The organism is Rhodoferax sp., assembly GCF_025354435.1.
Taxonomy (GTDB): domain Bacteria; phylum Pseudomonadota; class Gammaproteobacteria; order Burkholderiales; family Burkholderiaceae_C; genus Rhodoferax_B.
In genome coordinates this window covers 25871-44560 of sequence record NZ_JANXMU010000081.1, presented here as the reverse complement: position 1 = coordinate 44560, position 18690 = coordinate 25871, and the positions used below count along the sequence as shown (strand labels likewise).

The window sequence follows — 18690 nt, the reverse complement described above, 5'->3', positions numbered from 1 at the left end:
CAGCGGCGGGCGGACAGGTATCAGAAGCGCAGCGCGCCAGTAAAAATTACAAAGACAGCCGGGCTTTGGCCTCGGCGTATTCGCGGGAGAGTTGGGCGACATAGTCGGCCACAGGCTGGATTTTACGGACTGCGCCGATGCCCTGACCGCAGCCCCAAATATCTTTCCAAGCCTTGGCTGCCGTATCGCCGCCAAAGTTCATCTTGGTGGGGTCGCTTTCAGGCAAATTCTCGGGGTCCAGGCCCGCCGCGCGGATCGATGGGGCCAGGTAGTTGCCGTGCACGCCGGTGAACAAATTGCTCAGCACGATGTCGTCCGAATCGCCATCTACCACGGCCTGCTTGTAGGCCAGCGTAGCCCGTGCCTCGGTGGTGGCGATGAAGGCCGAGCCGATGTAGGCAAAGTCGGCCCCCATGGCCTGGGCCGCCAACACTGCGCCGCCGGTAGAGATGGAGCCGCTCAGGGCCAGCGGGCCGTCAAACCATTCGCGGATTTCCTGGATCAGCGCAAACGGGCTCTTGATGCCCGCATGGCCGCCCGCGCCGGTGGCCACGGCGATCAGGCCGTCGGCGCCCTTTTCAATCGCCTTGTGGGCAAACTTGTTGTTGATGCTGTCGTGCAGCACCACGCCGCCGTAGCTGTGCGCGGCAGCGTTGATGTCTTCGCGCGCGCCCAGCGAGGTGATGACGATAGGCACCTTGAACTTCACGCAGGCCTGCATGTCGTGCTCCAGCCGGTCGTTCGACTTGTGCACGATCTGGTTGATGGCAAACGGCGCGGCAGGTTTATCGGGGTGGGCCAGGTTGTAGGCCGCCAGGGTCTCGGTGATCTCGGCCAGCCAATCGTCCAGCTGGGATGCCGGGCGCGCGTTGAGGGACGGCATGGAGCCCACCACACCGGCGATGCACTGCGCAATCACCAACTGCGGTGTGCTGACAATGAACATCGGTGAGGCGATGATGGGCAGCGGCAAGGCACTTAAAGCGGCGGGAAGCTTGGACATTTCGTCTCCATCTTGGTTTTTATAAGAAATCAGGCTCTAGCATAGTTACTACCTACGCTAGTAGCTACACAATAAATAGCACGTCAGAATGCGTCCACTGCCATACCGGTCACGCTGTCGGCACCTTCCACGATGCTGTCGCGCAGGCTTTGCGCCGCCACCAGCACGTGGTCGGCATAAAAGCGTGCGGTGGTGATCTTGGCCTGCATAAAAGCGGTGTCTTCGCCCTTGGCCAGCAGTTCCTCGGCCACCAGCAGCGAACGCGCCAGTTGCCACCCCGCCACCAGCTTGCCCGCCAGCATCAGGTAAGGCACGCTGCCCGCAAACACGGCGTTGGGCTGGGCCTTGACCTGGGTCACCACAAAGGTCACCACGTCCAAAAAGGCGGTGCGGGCGGTTTTCAGGCGCTTGGCTACTGCCACCGCATCGGCGCTGCCGCTCTGGGCCAGCGCGGTTTCGGTCACCACGATCTGGCGCGCGATTGCCTTGGCCGTGGCACCGGCATCGCGCAGGGTTTTGCGGCCTACCAAGTCGTTGGCCTGGATGGCAGTGGTGCCTTCATAAATGCTCAGAATCTTGGCATCGCGCAGGTACTGCGCCGCCCCGGTTTCTTCGATGAAGCCCATGCCGCCGTGCACCTGCACGCCCAGCGAGGCCACGTCCAGGCTCATTTCGGTGCTGTAGCCCTTGACCAGCGGCACCAGGAATTCATAGACCGCCTGGTTTTGCTGGCGCGTATCGGCATCCGGGTGGTGGTGCGCCGTGTCGTAGGCCGCCGCCGCCGCCATGGCCATAGCGCGGCAGCCCTGGGTGTGGCCGCGCATGGTCATCAGCATGCGCTGCACGTCGGGGTGGTGGATGATGGCCACGCTGGCCTTGATGCTGCCATCCACCGGGCGGCTTTGCACCCGGTCTTTGGCAAACTGCACCGCGGTCTGGTAGGCCCGCTCAGCCACCGCAATGCCCTGCACGCCCACGGCGTATCGGGCGGCGTTCATCATGATGAACATGTATTCCAGGCCGCGGTTTTCTTCACCCACCAAAAAGCCCACAGCACCGCCGTGGTCGCCGTACTGCAGCACGGCGGTAGGGCTGGCCTTGATGCCGAGCTTGTGCTCGATGCTGACGCAGTGCACGTCGTTGCGTGCGCCCAGCGTGCCATCGGCATTGACCAAAAATTTAGGCACCACAAACAGGCTGATGCCCTTCACGCCCTCAGGCGCGCCGCTCACCCGCGCCAGCACCAGATGGACGATGTTCTCGGCCATGTCGTGTTCGCCCCAGGTGATGAAAATCTTGGTGCCAAACACCTTGTAGCTGCCGTCGCCGACCGGTTCGGCACGGCTGCGTACCATGGCCAGGTCGCTACCGGCTTGCGGCTCGGTCAGGTTCATGGTGCCGGTCCATTCGCCGCTGACCAGCTTTTCCAGGTAGGTGGCCTTGAGCGCGTCAGAGCCCGCCGTCAGCAGTGCCTCGATCGCGCCATCGCTGAGCAAGGGGCACAGCGCAAAGCTCAGGTTGGCACTGTTGCACATTTCCACGCAGGCCGCGCCAATCGACTTGGGCAGGCCCGCGCCGCCGTAGTCGGCCGGGTGCTGCAGGCCCTGCCAGCCGCCTTCGGCAAATTGCTTGAACGCCGCCTTGAAGCCGGGCGTGGCGGTGACCACGCCGTCTTTCCAGCTCGACGGATTTTGGTCGCCCACCCAGTTCAATGGTGCCAACACGCCCTCGTTGAACTTGGCCGCCTCTTCCAGCACGGCCTGGGCCGTGTCCAGCCCCGCGTCTTCAAAGCCCGGCAGCGCAGCGATGTGGTCGATGCGGGCCAGATGCTGGATGTTGAACAGCATGTCTTTCAGCGGGGCGGTGTAGCGCATGGGGTGTCTCCGAAATCGAATAGATGTAAAAAAAGGGCACCGCGCACGATGCCCCTTTGCACTGACCTGCGTCTTACAGCGCCTTGACCAGTTCTGGGACCGCGACGAACAAATCCGCCACCAGCCCGTAATCCGCCACGCTGAAGATCGGCGCCTCTTCGTCCTTGTTGATCGCCACGATGACCTTGCTGTCCTTCATGCCGGCCAAGTGCTGGATAGCACCCGAGATACCCGCAGCGATGTACAACTGGGGTGCGACGATCTTGCCGGTCTGGCCCACTTGCCAGTCGTTGGGCGCATAACCTGCGTCCACCGCAGCACGGGAGGCGCCCAGCGCCGCACCCAGCTTGTCGGCCAGCGGGACCATGACTTCGTTGAACTTCTCGGCGCTGCCCAAAGCCCGGCCACCGGAGACGATGATCTTGGCGGCAGTGAGTTCGGGGCGGTCGTTCTTGGCGATTTCGCTGCCTAGGAAGCTGGACTTGCCCGCATCGGCGGCGGCAGTCAGTACTTCCATAGAAGCAGAGCCGCCGGTGGACGCTGCGGGGTCGAAACCGGTGGTGCGCACGGTGAGCACCTTGGTCGCATCCAGGCTTTGCACGGTAGCGATGGCGTTACCGGCGTAGATGGGGCGCTCGAAGGTGTCGGCGCTGATCACCTTGGTCACGTCGCTGATCTGGCCGACGTCGAGCTTGGCAGCCACGCGGGGGGCCACGTTCTTGCCGGAGGCGGTGGCGGGGAACAGGATGTGGCTGTAGCCGGAGGCCAGTGCCAGCACCTGGGCGGTGACGTTTTCGGCCAGGCCGTGGGCGAAGCCAGGGGCATCGGCGTGCAGGACTTTGGCGACTCCGGCGATTTGGGCGGCAGCGGCGGCGGCGGCACCGGCGTTGCTACCGGCGATGAGGATGTGCACATCGCCACCGCATTGGAGCGCGGCGGTGACGGTGTTCAGGGTGGCGCCTTTGACGCTGGCGTTGTCGTGTTCGGCAATGATGAGGGTCGTCATGTCAGATCACCTTGGCTTCGGTTTTGAGTTTGGCGACCAGGGTGGCCACGTCGGGGACTTTGATACCGGCGCTGCGTTTGGGCGGCTCGGAGACTTTCAGGGTCTTGATGCGGGGGGATACATCCACACCCAGGTCTTCGGGTTTGAAGACATCGAGCTGCTTCTTCTTCGCTTTCATAATATTTGGAAGCGTCACATACCGGGGCTCGTTCAGGCGCAGGTCGGTGGTGACCACGGCGGGGAGAGAGACGCTCAAGGTTTCCAGGCCGCCATCGACTTCGCGGGTGACGCTGGCTTTGCCGTCGGCAATCTCGATCTTGCTGGCGAAGGTGGCTTGGGGCAGGTCGGCCAGGGCGGCGAGCATTTGGCCGGTCTGGTTGCAGTCGTCGTCGATGGCTTGTTTGCCCAGGATGATGAGGCCGGGTTGTTCTTTGTCGACCAGGGCTTTGAGGAGTTTGGCGACGGCCAGGGGTTGGAGTTCTTCGCTGGTCTCGACCAGGATGGCGCGGTCGGCACCGATGGCCATGGCGGTGCGCAAAGTTTCGGAGCACTGGGTGACACCGCAGGAGACGGCGATGATTTCGGTGACGATGCCCTTTTCTTTCAAGCGCACGGCTTCTTCGACGGCGATTTCGTCAAAGGGGTTCATGCTCATCTTGACGTTGGCGATGTCTACGCCCGTTCCGTCGGTTTTGACGCGGACTTTGACGTTGTAGTCAACAACGCGTTTTACGGCTACCAGGACCTTCATGTAACGGCTCCTCAAAGTTATGGAATGTGCTTGTCGAGCGTGATTTTATGCCGCAACCCAAGCAGGGCTATAAAAAATAGTACGGTCGTTCTTTTTTAAATTATAGAGGGCAAATCGAATCCAGAACCACTCTGTAGCGTCAATCTGGCGACAGCGATTCCGCGGGTTTACCCGCGACCGTGTGCACCACCCGCTGCGGATATGGCACGTCGATATGGTGGGCGCGCAGGGCTTGCAAGATGCGCAGGTTGATGGCGGAGCGCAGATTGCCCTGCCCGTTTTCGGGGTCGGCGATCCAGTAGCCCAGGGCGAATTCCAGCCCGTCAACGCCAAAGGCGGTCAGGGTGACACTGGGGGCGGGCTCGCGCAGCACGCGCGGCTCTTGCAGCGCGGCATCGGTGAGCAGGCGGATCACCAGGTCGGCATCGCTGTCGTAGCCTACGGCCACTTCGGTCGATTGGGAAATTCTGGAATTGTTCAGCGACAGGTTTTCCACCCGCTGGATCAGCAGCATCTCGTTGGGCACGATGGATTCGCGGCCATTGGGGGCGCTGACCACGGTGTAGCGGGCGTTGATGTCGGTGACCCGGCCTTCAAAGTTGTCTACCTTCACAAAGTCGCCAATGCGGATGCTGCGCTCGGCCAGAATCACAAAACCGCTCACATAGTTGGCCGCCAGCTTTTGCAGGCCAAAGCCGATACCCACGCCCACCGCACCGCCCAGCACCGACAGCGCCGTCAGGTCGATGCCCACCGACGACAAGGCCACCAGCAGGCCCACAAACATCAGCAAGGCCCGGGTGGCGTTGCTGATGGCCTTGCGCAGCGACAACGCGCTACCGGTGGCCGACTTGAGCAGCCGTGCCTCGATGGCGGCCGAAATCCACAGCGTGAAGATCAGCACCGCACCGGCGGTGAGCGCGCCTTCCACCAGGTTGCGGGCCGACAGCATGGAGCCGCCCACCTTCCACTTGAACTGGTCCAGCTCGTCCAACAGCACCGGCAGCAGGCCGCTGACCCACAGCACCATGGCCAGCCAGGCGACCCAGGAAATGGTGCGCTCCAGCAGCCGCACCACGGGTGCGTTGTTGAACGCCACCTGCAGCACCTTGACCCCCGTGCGGATCACCGCCAACGACACCAGCACCGGCATGGCGATCTTGAACAGCGCCAGCGGAATCCACTGCTGCAGCAGCAATTCGTCGAGCAGGCCCAGGCCTAGCAAGAGCAGCGGAAACATCACGCCATCGACGATGCGGCGGCCAAACAGAATGGACTTTTCGTCTGGCGTACCCACCGCCCGGCGCAGCAGCCACACCAAGGTCCACGCCAGCAGAATGCACACGCCTAAAGAGGCCAGTTCCACCAAGGCGGTGGGGCGTAACAGGGCGGCAAGCCAGCTGTCTAAATCGGTGATGGGAGCGCTATTAGAAGAAGAAACAGAATTCATGGAGACGTTGGAAGAAACAAAGCAAAAAAGGTTCCCGGCCAAGCGGGAAGAGCGCAAGCAGCTACAAATCCGCTAGCACCCGAAAGCCCTTACAAATCCGCTAGCACCCGAATGTGGGCTTCCACGCTGCGGCCCAGCGCGCTCAGGTCGTAGCCGCCCTCCAGGCTGCTGACGATGCGGCCCTTGGCGTAACGCCGGGCGATGTCCTTGATGCGCATGGTGATCCACGCGTAGTCTTGCTCGACCAGGCCCATCTGGCCCATGTCGTCCTCGCGGTGCGCGTCGAAACCGGCGCTGATGAAAATCATCTCGGGCCGGTGTTCTTCCAGGCGCGGTATCCAGTACATCTCGATGAGCTCGCGCACCTCCATGCCGCGGGTGTAGGCGGGCACGGGGATGTTGACCAGGTTGGCCGCATCCGACTGTGCCCCGCCCTCGGGGTAGAACGGGTGCTGGTAGAAGCTGACCATCAGGATGCGCTCGTCCCCGGCCACGATGTTCTCGGTGCCGTTGCCGTGGTGCACGTCAAAGTCCACGATGGCCACCCGTTTGAGCCCATGCCGCTCCAGCGCGTAATTGGCGGCAATCGCCACGTTATTGAAAAAGCAAAAGCCGCTGGAGGTGTCGCGCCCCGCGTGGTGGCCGGGCGGACGCACCGCGCAAAAGGCGTTTTCCAGCTCGCCCGCCAGCACCGCGTCGGTGGCGGCCAGCGTGGCCCCGGCGGCGGCCAGGGCGGCATCCCAGGTGTAGATATTCAGGCTGGTGTCGGGATCAACCTGCGCGTGGGTGGGGCCACCGGCGTTGATGTCTTCGCGCAGCGTGTCGGTCAGGCCGCGCAGGGTGGAGACCAGGCTGCGGCTGTGGGCCAGTTCGATGTCGGCCAGAGCGGCGGGGGCGGCCTGCAGATGCTCCAGCGCATCGCCCACGCCGCTGATCAGCAAACGGTCGTCAATCGCATCCAGCCGCGCCGGGCATTCGGGGTGGCCTGCGCCCATTTCGTGTTTGCGGCAGGCGGGGTGGGTGAAGTAGCCAGTCTTGTGCACAGTGAACTGCTTTTCTTAGGGATTAGAGGTCTTTGTATTTCGGGTAACGTCAGCGAATGCACGTACAAAACAAACTCAACGAACTGCTAAAACAGCTTAACACGGTGATTGTGGGCAAACCCGCGCAGGTGCAGGACTGCGTGGCCTGCTTGTTGGCTGGGGGTCACCTGCTGATCGAAGACGTGCCCGGGGTGGGCAAAACCACGCTGGCGCATGCGCTGGCCCGCACCTTTGGCCTGCAGTTCTCACGCGTGCAGTTCACCGCCGACCTGATGCCCAGCGACCTGACCGGCGTGTCGATCTACGAGCGCGGCAAGGAGGCCTTTGTGTTCCACCCCGGCCCGTTGTTTGCGCAGATTTTGCTGGCCGACGAAATCAACCGCGCCAGCCCCAAAACCCAGAGCGCGCTGTTGGAGGCCATGGAGGAAAAGCAGGTCACCGTAGAAGGCGCCACCCGCCCCCTGCCCTCGCCGTTCTTTGTCATCGCCACGCAAAACCCGCTGGACCAGCTGGGCACCTTCGCCCTGCCCGAGTCGCAACTGGACCGGTTCTTGATGCGCATTTCGTTGGGCTACCCCGACCGCGCCTCCGAACGCCAGTTGCTCGCCGGGCAGGACCGGCGCGACCTGGTGGAGCACCTGCCCAGCCTGCTCAGTGCGGCCGAACTGCAAAGCCTGCAGCAGCAGGTGCTGCAAGTCCACGCCGCCGATGCGCTGCTCGACTACGTGCAAGACCTGGTGGCCGCCACCCGCTCGGGCCGCTGGTTTCTGCAAGGCCTGAGCCCGCGCGCCGGTATCGCCGTGGTGCGAGCCGCCAAAGCCCAGGCGTTGCTCAGTGGCCGCGACTACGTGGCCCCGGACGACGTGCAGGCCATCCTGGCGCAAACCGTGGCGCACCGCCTGGTGCCGGTAGGCGATGCCGGGCGCGGCGCGGTAGCCCAAGTCCAAGCCATGATTGCAGGCACGCCCCTGCCGTGAACATGCCGTGATCCAACCAGCCAAATTGCTGCGGGCCCGCTTCCAGCGCTGGTGGCAGGCGCGCATCCATCTCACCGATACCACGCTGCTGACCCAACGCAACGTCTACATCCTGCCCACCGGCCCCGGCTGCATGCTGGCGGCCACCTTGCTGGTGCTGCTGGTGGCCAGCATCAACTACCAGCTCAATCTAGGCTATGTGCTGACCTTTTTGCTGGCCGGATGCGCTGTGGTCGGCATGCACGTAGGCCACGCCACGCTGCGCGGCCTTACTCTGCATTTGATATCGCCTGACGCACAGTACATGGGCGCTAGCGCGCTTATTTCCATACAAATCAGCAGCACGCGCAAAACCACCCGCCATGGCATCGGCCTGGGTTTGCTAGGCAGTGGCCACTGGGCCTGGACCGACGTACCCGCCCAAGGCAGCCGCCGGGTGCAAATCGCCTTCACCCCCACCCAGCGCGGCCTGCAGCATCTGCCCGCCATCACGGCCGAGACCCGCTTCCCGCTGGGCACCTTCCGTGTCTGGACCTACTGGCGGCCAGCCGCCCAGCTCTTGGTCTACCCCCGCCCCGAAGCCCACCCACCGCCGCTACCCCCCGGCCAGCCGCGTGCCGGAGGGGCCAGCCACAGCGCGCCCAACGCCAGTGGCGAATTCGACGACGTGCGCCCCTACCGGCGCGGTGACCCGCTAAAACTGGTGGTCTGGAAAAAATCCGCCAAGGCCGATGTCACTGGCGAATGGGTCAGCCGCGACAGCCAGCAAACCCAGAGGCATGAACTGTGGCTGGACTTCGCCCAAGCCGGGTCGCTGGGCGGGGAAGCAAAGCTCGCGCGCCTGTGCGCCTGGGTGCTGCTGGCCGACAAGCTGGGGCTGGACTACGGGCTGCGCCTGCCGGGGCAAGAGCTTGCACCGGGTGCGGGCGAGGCCCACCGGCGGCGTTGCCTGGAAGCGCTGGCTTTATGCCAAATCGGCCTCTAGCGCATATTCCACCTATACGAATAGCTACTTATTTACTAGCAAACACTTTATGCGCTGGCTAACACCCTTCACCACCTTGCCCAGAGACAGCCGCGACACGCTGTTTCTGCTGGCCGTCATCGCCTGGGTGGTGCTGCCGCAGGTGGGCAACCTGCCGGTCTGGTGCGCCCTGACGACGGCGGGGGTGCTGGGGTGGCGTGGCTGGCTGGCGTGGAAGTCACGGCCATTGCCGTCGCGCTGGTGGCTGGCGGTGCTTCTGGGGATGGCGCTGGCGGCCACACTGGCGACGCACAAAACCCTGCTGGGGCGCGATGCCGGGGTGACACTGATCGTGGTGCTGCTGGCCCTCAAAACCCTGGAGCTGCGGGCGCGGCGGGATGCTTTTGTAGTGTTCTTCCTGGGCTTTTTCACCATGCTCAGCAACTTCTTTTTCTCGCAGTCGCTGTTGACCGCTATCGCCATGCTGGTGGCGCTGCTGGGGCTGCTGACGGCGCTGGTCAACGCCCATATGCCGGTGGAAAACAAGGCCCCGCTGCGCGAGGCGGCACGCATTGCCGGCGGCATGGCGTTGCTGGGCGCGCCCATCATGGCCGTGCTGTTTGTGCTGTTTCCGCGCATGGCCCCGCTGTGGGGCGTGCCCAGCGATGCCATGGCCGGGCGCAGCGGTTTGTCCAACCAAATGCAGGTCGGCACCATGGCCAGCCTGGCGCTGGACGACGGCATTGCCATGCGGGTGAAATTTGACGGCCCACCGCCTGCGCAGCGCGACCTGTACTTTCGCGGCCCGGTGCTATCGCTGTTTGACGGACGCACCTGGCAGCCACGCTACAACGACTTTTCGCGCACGGGAGCCAGCGATTTGCAGGTGTCTGGCCCGCCGCTGAAGTACCAGGTGACCCTGGAGCCCAACAACCGCCCCTGGCTGCTGGCGCTGGATGCTACGCCCCAGGCCCCCGCCCTGCCCGACGGCCTGAGCGCGGTAATGACCCCCGACCTGCAATGGCTGGCCAGCCGCCCCACCACCGACCTGTTGCGCTACCAGGCACAGAGCTACTCACAGTTCCGCTACGGGCCGCAGCGTGCAAATTTAAGCCTGCAGAGCTTTGTGGAGCTGCCCGCGGGCTTCAACCCGCGCACCCTGCAACTGGCGGCCGACATGCGCCGCGCCCAGCCCGGTGCCGACACCGCCGCGCTGGTGCAAACCGTGCTGACCCGCCTACGCACCGGTGGCTACGCCTACACGCTGGACCCCGGCCTATATGGGCGCGACACCGCAGACGAATTCTGGTTTGACCGCAAAGAGGGTTTTTGCGAACACATCGCCTCGTCCTTTGTGATCCTGATGCGGGCGCTGGACATCCCCGCCCGCGTCGTCACCGGCTACCAGGGCGGCGAACTCAACGGCGTAGACGGCTTCTGGGTGGTGCGCCAAAGCGATGCCCATGCCTGGGCCGAGGTATGGACGGCGGGCCAGGGCTGGACCCGGGTGGACCCTACCGGCGCGGTGTCGCCGGGCCGGGTGGGCAGCTTTACCCGGCTACAAGCCCCGCGCGGGGCCATTGCCAACACCCTGGCCACCGTCAGCCCCGACACCGCCCGCCGCCTGCGCGCCGCCTGGGACGCGGTCAACAACGGCTGGAACCAGTGGGTGCTGAACTACAGCCAGAGCAAGCAGCTCAATCTGCTGAAAAACATCGGCTTTGACAGCCCGGAATGGGAAGACTTGGGCAAGGTACTGGCCGCCCTGCTGGTGCTGGCCAGCCTGGGCGGGGCCGCATGGGCCCAGTGGGAACGCCGCCAGCACGATCCCTGGCTGCGTCTGCTGGACCAGGCCCGGCGCAAACTGGCCAAAGTCGGTATCACCGTGCCCGCCAGCGCCGCCCCCCGGCAGATGGCCGCGCTGGTGCCGGACCAGCCCGCCCTGCGCGATTGGCTACTGCAAATGGAAAGCCTGCGGTATGCGCCGCACAGCCCCGGCAGCCTGGCCGCGCTTCGACGGGCGTTCAAGCGGCTGGTGTGGCCGCGCTAGACTTGGGCGACCACCTATTGACGCCCATGCACAAACTCCTCCCGATTGCTCTTCTTTTAATAGCTACCTGCCTAATTCCCGTCTGTGCTAGCACCAAAAAAAGCATAAAAAATAAGCCTGTCACTACCGCCACACCCAGCGGCCCGCTGTACGCCAGCCGCGAGGATGTGATGGCCATCGCCGACGACATCGCCGAGCGCCGCGGCCTGGACCCGGCCTGGGTGCACCAGATATTGGCGCAGGCCCGGTTTATCCCCAGCGTGCCGCGCCTGATGGCCCCCGCACCCAAGGGTACGGTGAAAAACTGGAAGGTCTACCGCAGCCGCTTCATCGACCCGGTGCGCATCGCCGCCGGGGTGCGTTTCTGGCAGGCCAACCGCGCCACGCTGGAACGGGCCGAAAAGGAATACGGCGTACCGGCCGAAATCATCGTCGGCATCATTGGCGTGGAGACGATTTACGGCCAGAACATGGGCAACTTCCGGGTGCTGGACGCGCTGGCCACGCTGGCCTTTGACTTCCCCGCCAGCCATCCGCGCGCCAAGGAGCGCAGTGCCTACTTCAAGGGCGAGTTGGAGCAATACCTGAGCCTGACCCAGCGCGCCGGCATCGACCCCCTGAGCTTGCGCGGCAGCTACGCCGGGGCCATGGGCCTGCCGCAGTTCATGCCGACCAGCTGGGTGCAATTTGCGGTGGACTTTGATGGCGACAGCCGTGTCGATCTGTTCAACAGCCCGGCCGACGCGATTGGCTCGGTGGCCAGCTATTTCAAGGCCTTCCACTGGCAGCCTGGCATGCCGATCTACTACCCGGTGCAGTTCGACCCTAAAACCCTGGACATGGACGCACTGATGGCCCCCGACATCCTGCCTACCTTCAGCGTGGCCCGTTTTCAGACCCTGGGTGCAGTGCTGGAAGGCCCGGCCCTCCAACACTCCGGCCCGCTGGCGCTGGTGGAGCTGCAAAACGGAGGGGATCCGCCGCAGTACGTGGCGGGTACCGAGAATTTCTACGCCATCACCCGCTACAACTGGAGCAGCTACTACGCCATGGCGGTGGTCGAGTTGGGGCGTGAAGTGGCCGCCGCCGTGAAGGCCCAAACCGGGCCATAAATTGCCTAGCTAAACCGCTTAGACAGACCGCACGCCCGACCCTATGGGTTGTGGTAGACACAACACTCTGGAAGCTCGACAATGTCACGAAAACCCGCTCCATTATCCTAAAATCTATATTTTTCAATAGCTTACGCGCGACCCTGTGTAACACTCCTTAATAGAAGATTACATAACCACAGGATCACGATGCGCTTTTTACCGAAATTACTGGCCACTTCCTTTATCGCTTTCGCAGGGATGGGCAACGCCACCGTGTTGACTTTTGAGGACATCCCCGGTCAGGGCACCTTGGCATCCAATTACGCTGGGCTCACCTGGGGCGCTGGCTGGGAATACTACGACTCGGCGCAATCGCCTTACAACGCCGCGTCGGGTAAAACCCGTATCTACAACAACACCGGTGCAACCACCGACTGGTTCAAATTCTCCAACGACGTCATTTTTGACGGTGCCTTCTTCGCGGGCTACCAAACTGCTGGATTTGAGCTGTTCAACGACGGGCAACTGGTGTTCACCTCGTCCCTGCTGGGCTTGTCGGGTACGCCCAGCTTCCTGTCCTCGGGCTATTCGGGCCTGGTGGACGAAGTGCGCCTGTCCGTCACCAACGGTAATTTCGTCATGGACGACGTGACCTACCACGCTGCCGCGGCCCGCAACACGGTGCCAGAACCCAGCTCGTTGGCCTTGATGGGCCTGGGCTTGGTAGGTTTGATCCTTTCACAGCGCCGCAAGGCCTAAAGCCTGGCGGACCGTCCTAGAGCGCCCTGCGGGGCGCTTTTTCGTGGTGGTACTTCTGGCAAACCCAGCGGTAAGCACCCGGTAAAGCAGACCTTCTCCTACAGGAAAACCCTGTGCTTTCCGCTCAAATAGGTCCATACACCTTGAAGAAGTTTTCATGAAAAAGACAGTTTTTGTCGCCGCACTCACCGCCGCCTCTTTGGCGTTCAGCAGCATCGCTTTTGCCCAAGGCAACAGCGGCCGTGGAGGTGATGACTTCCGACACCAGAACCAGCAGCGCGACCAGCCCAATATCCGGCAAGACAACAACCGGCCTGGCAACAACCGCGGCCCTGGCCCGCAGCGCATGCAAGAGCAGCATCGCAACGGCCCCGATTTTGCGCAAGAGCGTGGCGCGGGTCCCGACCACAATTTCCGCCGTGGTGGCCGTCTGCCCAACCAATACCGCAACAACCAGTACGTCGTAGACAACTGGCGCGACCACCACCTGAGCGCGCCTCCCCGCGGCTACCACTGGGTACAAACCGGCGGTGACTACGTGCTGATCGCCATCACCACCGGCATCATCGCGCAGATCCTGCTGGGCAACTATTGAGATAGCCCCAAACGCACTTCGGGCCCGCTAGCCCAAAAGCTAGCAGGCCCGAAGCGGGACTTATTGCAAACCAACCCAGTTTCAGCTAGAACGCCCCTCCACCAGAAACACCGCAGAACTGGCTTTGCCAGGCTGCTGGTGTTGCCCCCTGCAAGGGGGTTGGCGAAAAGCGTTTGCGCTGTAGCCTGGGAGGGTACTTAGTTACGGGTTTGATCGACCAGCTTGTTCTTGGCGATCCAAGGCATCATGGCGCGCAGCTGGGCACCGACGACTTCGATCTGGTGCTCGGAGGTCAGGCGGCGGCGGCTGATCAGCGTAGGGGCGCCGGCCTTGTTTTCCAGGATGAAGCTCTTGGCGTATTCACCAGTCTGGATGTCATTCAGCACTTGCTTCATGACCTTCTTGGTTTCTGCCGTCACGATGCGCGGGCCGGTAACATATTCACCGTATTCAGCGTTGTTCGAGATCGAGTAGTTCATGTTGGCGATGCCGCCTTCATAGATCATGTCGACGATCAGCTTCAGCTCGTGCAGGCATTCGAAGTAGGCCATTTCTGGCGCGTAACCGGCTTCCACCAGGGTTTCGAAACCGGCTTTGATCAGCTCGACCGCACCACCGCACAACACGGCTTGTTCGCCGAACAAATCGGTTTCGGTTTCTTCGCGGAAGTTGGTTTCAATGATGCCGGACTTGCCGCCACCGTTGGCCATGGAGTACGACAGCGCCATTTGCAGCGACTTGCCGGACTTGTCCTGGTACACCGCCACCAGGTGGGGCACGCCGCCGCCTTGGGCGTAGGTACCGCGCACGGTGTGGCCAGGGGCTTTAGGAGCGACCATCCACACGTCCAGGTCAGCACGGGGCGTGACCAGACCGTAATGCACGTTGAAGCCGTGGGCGAACACCAGGGCTGCACCTTGTTTGATGTTGGGGTGCACGTCAGCGGCGTAAACCGAAGCGATTTGCTCATCGGGCAACAAGATCATGACCACGTCAGCGGACTTGACGGCATCTGCCACTTCGGCGACCTTCAGGCCGGCCTTGCCAACCTTGTCCCAAGAAGCACCACCCTTGCGCAGACCGACCACGACGTTCACGCCGCTGTCGTTCAGATTTTGCGCGTGGGCATGGCCCTGGCTACCGTAGCCGATGATGGCGACTGTCTTGCCCTTGATCAGGCTGAGGTCGCAGTCTTTGTCGTAATAAACTTTCATGATCTTCTTTCAGAAAAAATAAAGGGTTTGGCGAAATGCCCATCGACAGGCCCAGGGCGAACGTTTACCGCAATCGCCAAAAATAGTCCGTTCGCGTTGAGCCCGTCAAAACGCGCGTACGGACAACTCAAAACTTAAACCCGCAAGATGCGTTCACCGCGCCCGATGCCACTGGCACCGGTACGCACGGTTTCCAGAATGGCACCGCTGTCCAGCGCTTCCAAGAAAGCGTCGTTCTTGCCCTGGTCGCCGGTCAATTCGATGGTGTAGCTCTTTTCGGTCACATCAATGATGCGGCCGCGGAAGATGTCGGCCATGCGCTTCATTTCTTCGCGCTCTTTGCCGACGGCACGCACCTTGACCATCATCAGTTCACGCTCGGTGTAGGCGCCTTCGGTCAGGTCGACCACCTTGACCACCTCGATGAGGCGGTTCAGGTGCTTGGTGATCTGTTCGATCACGTCGTCGGAACCAGAGGTTTGGATGGTCATGCGCGACAGCGTCGCGTCTTCGGTGGGAGCCACCGTGAGCGACTCGATGTTGTAACCCCGGGCGGAGAACAGGCCCACGACGCGGGAAAGAGCGCCGGGCTCGTTTTCCAGCAAGACAGCAATGATGTGTTTCATAAGACTAGATTCCTCTTTTCGCTGCCCTCCCCCGCACACGGTAATGTGCAGGCTCGGCAAGCAATAGATTCGTCAGAAAGTTAATACTATCGAAATAATAGCTACTAGCGTAAGCCTAACCTACGCTAGAGCCTGATTTGGCTTAAAGATCTTCGCTGCCCAGCAGCATCTCGGTAATGCCCTTGCCGGCCTGCACCATCGGGAACACGTTCTCGGTGGGGTCGGTGCGGAAGTCCATGAACACCGTGCGGTCCTTCAGCTTGCGGGCTTCGCGCAGGGCGGGCTCCACATCTTCGGGGCGCTCGATCAGCATGCCGACGTGGCCATAGGCCTCGGCCAGCTTGACAAAGTTGGGCAGTGCATCCATATAGCTGCTGCTGTAGCGGCCAGCGTATTCCACCTCTTGCCACTGGCGCACCATACCCAGGTAGCGGTTGTTCAGCGAGACAATCTTGATCGGCGTGTTGTACTGCAGGCAGGTGGACAGCTCTTGGATACACATCTGCACCGAGCCTTCGCCGGTGATGCAGAACACCTCGCTGTCAGGCCTAGCCAGCTTGACACCCATAGCGTAAGGAATGCCCACGCCCATGGTGCCCAGACCGCCGGAGTTGATCCAGCGGCGGGGTTCGTCAAAGCGGTAGTACTGCGCAGCCCACATCTGGTGCTGGCCCACATCGGAGGTGATGTAGGTGTCGGCATCCTTGGTCATGTCCCACAGGGTTTGCACCACGTACTGGGGCTTGATCACGTCGGGCGAGCCCATGCTGAACTTCAGGCAATTGCGGCTGCGCCAGCCTTCAATCGTGTCCCACCAACTGCCCAAAGCAACGGCATCGGGCTTGGTGGTGGACTCTTTGATCATGGCGATCAGCTCGGTCAACACCTCTTTCACGTCGCCAACGATAGGCACATCGACCTTGACGCGCTTGGAAATGCTCGACGGGTCGATGTCAATATGGATGATCTTGCGTTCGTTTTGCGCGAAATGCTTGGTATTGCCGATGACGCGGTCGTCAAAGCGGGCACCCACAGCCAATAGCACGTCGCAGTGCTGCATCGCATTGTTAGCCTCAATCGTGCCGTGCATGCCCAGCATGCCGAGGAATTTTTTGTCGCTGGCGGGGTACGCGCCCAGGCCCATCAAAGTGTTGGTGCAGGGGTAGCCCAGCATGTCCACCAGGGTGCGCAGCTCTTGCGAAGCATTGCTCAGCAAGACACCGCCGCCGGTATAGATATACGGGCGCTTAGCAGCCAATAGCAGTTGCAAAGCCTTGCGGATCTGGCCGCCGTGGCCTTTGCGCACCGGGTTGTACGAGCGCATGGTCACGGTTTCAGGGTAGCCCGCGTACAGCGCCTTCTTGAACGACACGTCTTTCGGAATATCGACCACCACCGGGCCGGGGCGACCGGTACGGGCAATGTGGAAGGCTTTCTTCATGGTTTCGGCCAGATCACGCGCGTCTTTGACCAAAAAGTTGTGCTTAACAATCGGGCGGGTGATGCCGACCGTGTCGCATTCCTGGAATGCATCCAAGCCAATGGCGTGCGTGGGCACCTGGCCACTGATGATCACCATGGGAATACTGTCCATGTACGCAGTGGCAATACCGGTCACGGCATTTGTCAGGCCAGGGCCCGACGTAACCAGCGCCACACCGACATCGCCGGTGGCGCGGGCATAGCCGTCGGCAGCGTGCACGGCCGCTTGCTCGTGGCGCACCAGCACGTGCTGAATAGTGTCTTGTTTGTAGAACGCGTCGTAGATGTACAGAACTGCGCCACCGGGGTAACCCCAGATGTGCTTGACGTTCTCGGCCTGAAGGCACTTCACCAGAATTTCGGCACCCATGAGCTCAACGGGGGCGGGACGCGAGATGGTGGAAGTAGAAGCTGCGGCGGCTGAAGCGATTTCGGCTTTGTTGATTTCCATGATGAACCTTTGTGAATTTCTCTAACGAAATACCTTGGGTGCTACTTCACGCACTCTTTTGGAGTTGTGTTGGAACTTAAGACCAAAGCCATGGGCGAGCTGCTTGCATCGCCGAACCATGATCCGTTTGCTTTTTAACTAGCAATGCGGATTATGGCATCGTACTGCGCAAAAACTGCGCGTCGCACCAAGAAATTCGCCGGTCAATGCCATAATCCGGCCGCACGCGCCCCATACCGGGGCATTCCGTTTTCCCAGAAAACCACGCATCCCCACCGATCCGCCCTACAGGCAAGACCCTTTTGGCCACTGAACGCGAACTTTCTGATTTCCTCAAAAGCGTTGAAAGCCGAGCCTTTAAACGCTCGGTGTACCACGTGCGCAACGAAGAATCGGCGCTGGACATCGTGCAAGACAGCATGATGAAACTGGCTGAGCACTATGGCGACAAGCCAGTGGCTGAGTTGCCCATGCTGTTCCAGCGGATTCTGTCGAACTGCACGCTGGACTGGTTCCGCCGCCAAAAAACCCGCAACGCCTTGTTCTCGAACATGAGCGACTTTGAATCAGGTGACGGCGATGGCGATTTCGACCTCTTGGAGACCTTGCAGTCGTCCGACAACGCCGAACGCACAGAGAGCGCCGAAGACACCACGCGCCGGGCACAGGTATTGCGTGAGATTGACACCCAGATACAAGAGTTACCGGCGCGTCAACGAGAAGCGTTCTTGATGCGTTACTGGGAGGAGATGGACGTTGCCGAAACCGCCAGCGCTATGGGCTGCTCGGAAGGCAGCGTCAAAACCCACTGCTCCCGTGCAGTCCAGTCGCTCAGCAAGGCGCTCAAGGCCAGAGGAATACATTTATGACACAGCTGCAAACCAACCCCATGCTGTCGGCGCAAGACCGTTTTGCGCGCAACGTCACGGCGCGCCTGACGGAAGGCTCGGCGGCGCTACCGCACGATATTTCCGAACGCCTGCGTATTGCCCGTATGCAGGCACTGGCGCACCGTAAGCAGGTCATCATGCGCAGCGCCACCGTGGTCGCTAGCCAAGGTGGCGGCACAGCCGCGCTTACATTTGGCAACCAAGGTGATAACGACAGGCCCAATTGGTGGACGCGTTTTGCCGCGGCCTTGCCTTTGGTCGCACTGGTGGCCGGTTTGCTGACGATTTACGTGGTGCAAAACGATCTGCGTGCCGACGAGTTGGCCGAAGTCGATACCGCCCTGCTGACCGACGACCTGCCCACCGTGGCCTACACCGACCCTGGTTTTGTGGAGTTCCTCAAGGCCAACCGAGACACCACTTCCCCTTAATTGGAACGGATACGGATGCTGCTATCGCTT

General features: G+C 61.9%; 17 protein-coding genes. 8 read left to right on the top strand and 9 right to left on the bottom strand.

Annotated features, from left to right (window positions below; translation table 11 throughout):
• Positions 1-46 precede the first annotated feature (46 nt).
• The 6 genes from Q0T48_RS20330 to Q0T48_RS20305 all read right to left on the bottom strand — a co-directional run bounded on the left by Q0T48_RS20330 (position 47) and on the right by Q0T48_RS20305 (position 7127).
• Positions 47-1003 carry a nitronate monooxygenase family protein gene (locus tag Q0T48_RS20330; protein WP_295960378.1) on the bottom strand — a complete coding sequence of 319 codons (957 nt, stop codon included), beginning with the start codon at positions 1001-1003 and terminating at the stop codon, positions 47-49.
• An 83-nt stretch (positions 1004-1086) separates the two neighbouring features.
• The gene (locus Q0T48_RS20325) at positions 1087-2877 is read right to left on the bottom strand and encodes an acyl-CoA dehydrogenase (RefSeq protein ID WP_295960374.1); all 1791 of its coding nucleotides are present in this window, start codon (positions 2875-2877) and stop codon (positions 1087-1089) included.
• A 73-nt stretch (positions 2878-2950) separates the two neighbouring features.
• Positions 2951-3883 carry an electron transfer flavoprotein subunit alpha/FixB family protein gene (locus Q0T48_RS20320; RefSeq protein ID WP_295960371.1) on the bottom strand — a complete coding sequence of 311 codons (933 nt, stop codon included), beginning with the start codon at positions 3881-3883 and terminating at the stop codon, positions 2951-2953.
• Between the two features lies 1 nt (position 3884).
• The gene (locus Q0T48_RS20315; RefSeq protein ID WP_295960368.1) at positions 3885-4634 is read right to left on the bottom strand and encodes an electron transfer flavoprotein subunit beta/FixA family protein; all 750 of its coding nucleotides are present in this window, start codon (positions 4632-4634) and stop codon (positions 3885-3887) included.
• 139 nt (positions 4635-4773) lie between these two features.
• Positions 4774-6084: a mechanosensitive ion channel domain-containing protein gene (locus tag Q0T48_RS20310; protein WP_295960366.1), complete on the bottom strand. Its 1311-nt coding sequence runs from the start codon at positions 6082-6084 to the stop codon at positions 4774-4776.
• Positions 6085-6173: 89 nt separating this feature from the next.
• Positions 6174-7127 carry a histone deacetylase family protein gene (locus Q0T48_RS20305; RefSeq protein ID WP_295960362.1) on the bottom strand — a complete coding sequence of 318 codons (954 nt, stop codon included), beginning with the start codon at positions 7125-7127 and terminating at the stop codon, positions 6174-6176.
• A gap of 56 nt (positions 7128-7183) precedes the next feature.
• Between Q0T48_RS20305 and Q0T48_RS20300 the strand changes: the two genes are divergently transcribed.
• The 6 genes from Q0T48_RS20300 (at position 7184) to Q0T48_RS20275 (ending at position 13566) form a co-directional block, all read left to right on the top strand.
• Positions 7184-8104: a MoxR family ATPase gene (locus Q0T48_RS20300; protein WP_295960360.1), complete on the top strand. Its 921-nt coding sequence runs from the start codon at positions 7184-7186 to the stop codon at positions 8102-8104.
• Between the two features lie 7 nt (positions 8105-8111).
• Positions 8112-9089 (top strand): DUF58 domain-containing protein, encoded by a 978-nt coding sequence (locus Q0T48_RS20295; RefSeq protein ID WP_295960358.1) that lies wholly within the window; start codon positions 8112-8114, stop codon positions 9087-9089.
• 49 nt (positions 9090-9138) lie between these two features.
• Positions 9139-11118, top strand: a complete 1980-nt coding sequence (locus tag Q0T48_RS20290; RefSeq protein ID WP_295960354.1) for a DUF3488 and transglutaminase-like domain-containing protein — start codon at positions 9139-9141, stop codon at positions 11116-11118.
• Between the two features lie 170 nt (positions 11119-11288).
• Complete coding sequence (gene mltB, locus Q0T48_RS20285) at positions 11289-12230, top strand: lytic murein transglycosylase B (RefSeq protein ID WP_295960521.1); 942 nt, start codon at positions 11289-11291, stop codon at positions 12228-12230.
• Between the two features lie 189 nt (positions 12231-12419).
• Positions 12420-12971 carry a PEP-CTERM sorting domain-containing protein gene (locus Q0T48_RS20280; protein WP_295960351.1) on the top strand — a complete coding sequence of 184 codons (552 nt, stop codon included), beginning with the start codon at positions 12420-12422 and terminating at the stop codon, positions 12969-12971.
• Between the two features lie 157 nt (positions 12972-13128).
• Positions 13129-13566, top strand: a complete 438-nt coding sequence (locus Q0T48_RS20275) for an RcnB family protein (protein ID WP_295960345.1) — start codon at positions 13129-13131, stop codon at positions 13564-13566.
• 197 nt (positions 13567-13763) lie between these two features.
• On the opposite strand, the gene ilvC is transcribed toward Q0T48_RS20275, so the two are convergent.
• The 3 genes from ilvC to Q0T48_RS20260 all read right to left on the bottom strand — a co-directional run bounded on the left by ilvC (position 13764) and on the right by Q0T48_RS20260 (position 17339).
• Positions 13764-14780, bottom strand: coding sequence for a ketol-acid reductoisomerase (gene ilvC, locus Q0T48_RS20270; RefSeq protein WP_295960342.1), 1017 nt, complete (start codon positions 14778-14780; stop codon positions 13764-13766).
• 134 nt (positions 14781-14914) lie between these two features.
• A complete protein-coding gene (ilvN, locus tag Q0T48_RS20265) occupies positions 14915-15406 on the bottom strand; it encodes an acetolactate synthase small subunit (protein WP_295960339.1) in 492 nt (163 codons plus the stop codon).
• Between the two features lie 142 nt (positions 15407-15548).
• Complete coding sequence (locus Q0T48_RS20260; protein ID WP_295960336.1) at positions 15549-17339, bottom strand: acetolactate synthase 3 catalytic subunit; 1791 nt, start codon at positions 17337-17339, stop codon at positions 15549-15551.
• Between the two features lie 302 nt (positions 17340-17641).
• Here Q0T48_RS20260 and Q0T48_RS20255 point away from each other — a divergent pair, with 302 nt between their 5' ends.
• Positions 17642-18208 (top strand): RNA polymerase sigma factor, encoded by a 567-nt coding sequence (locus Q0T48_RS20255; RefSeq protein WP_295960334.1) that lies wholly within the window; start codon positions 17642-17644, stop codon positions 18206-18208.
• Entirely contained in the window at positions 18205-18660 is a 456-nt protein-coding gene (locus tag Q0T48_RS20250) for a DUF3619 family protein (protein WP_295960330.1), read from the top strand. The genes Q0T48_RS20255 and Q0T48_RS20250 overlap by 4 nt, the downstream gene beginning before the upstream one ends.
• The last annotated feature ends 30 nt before the right edge of the window (positions 18661-18690 follow it).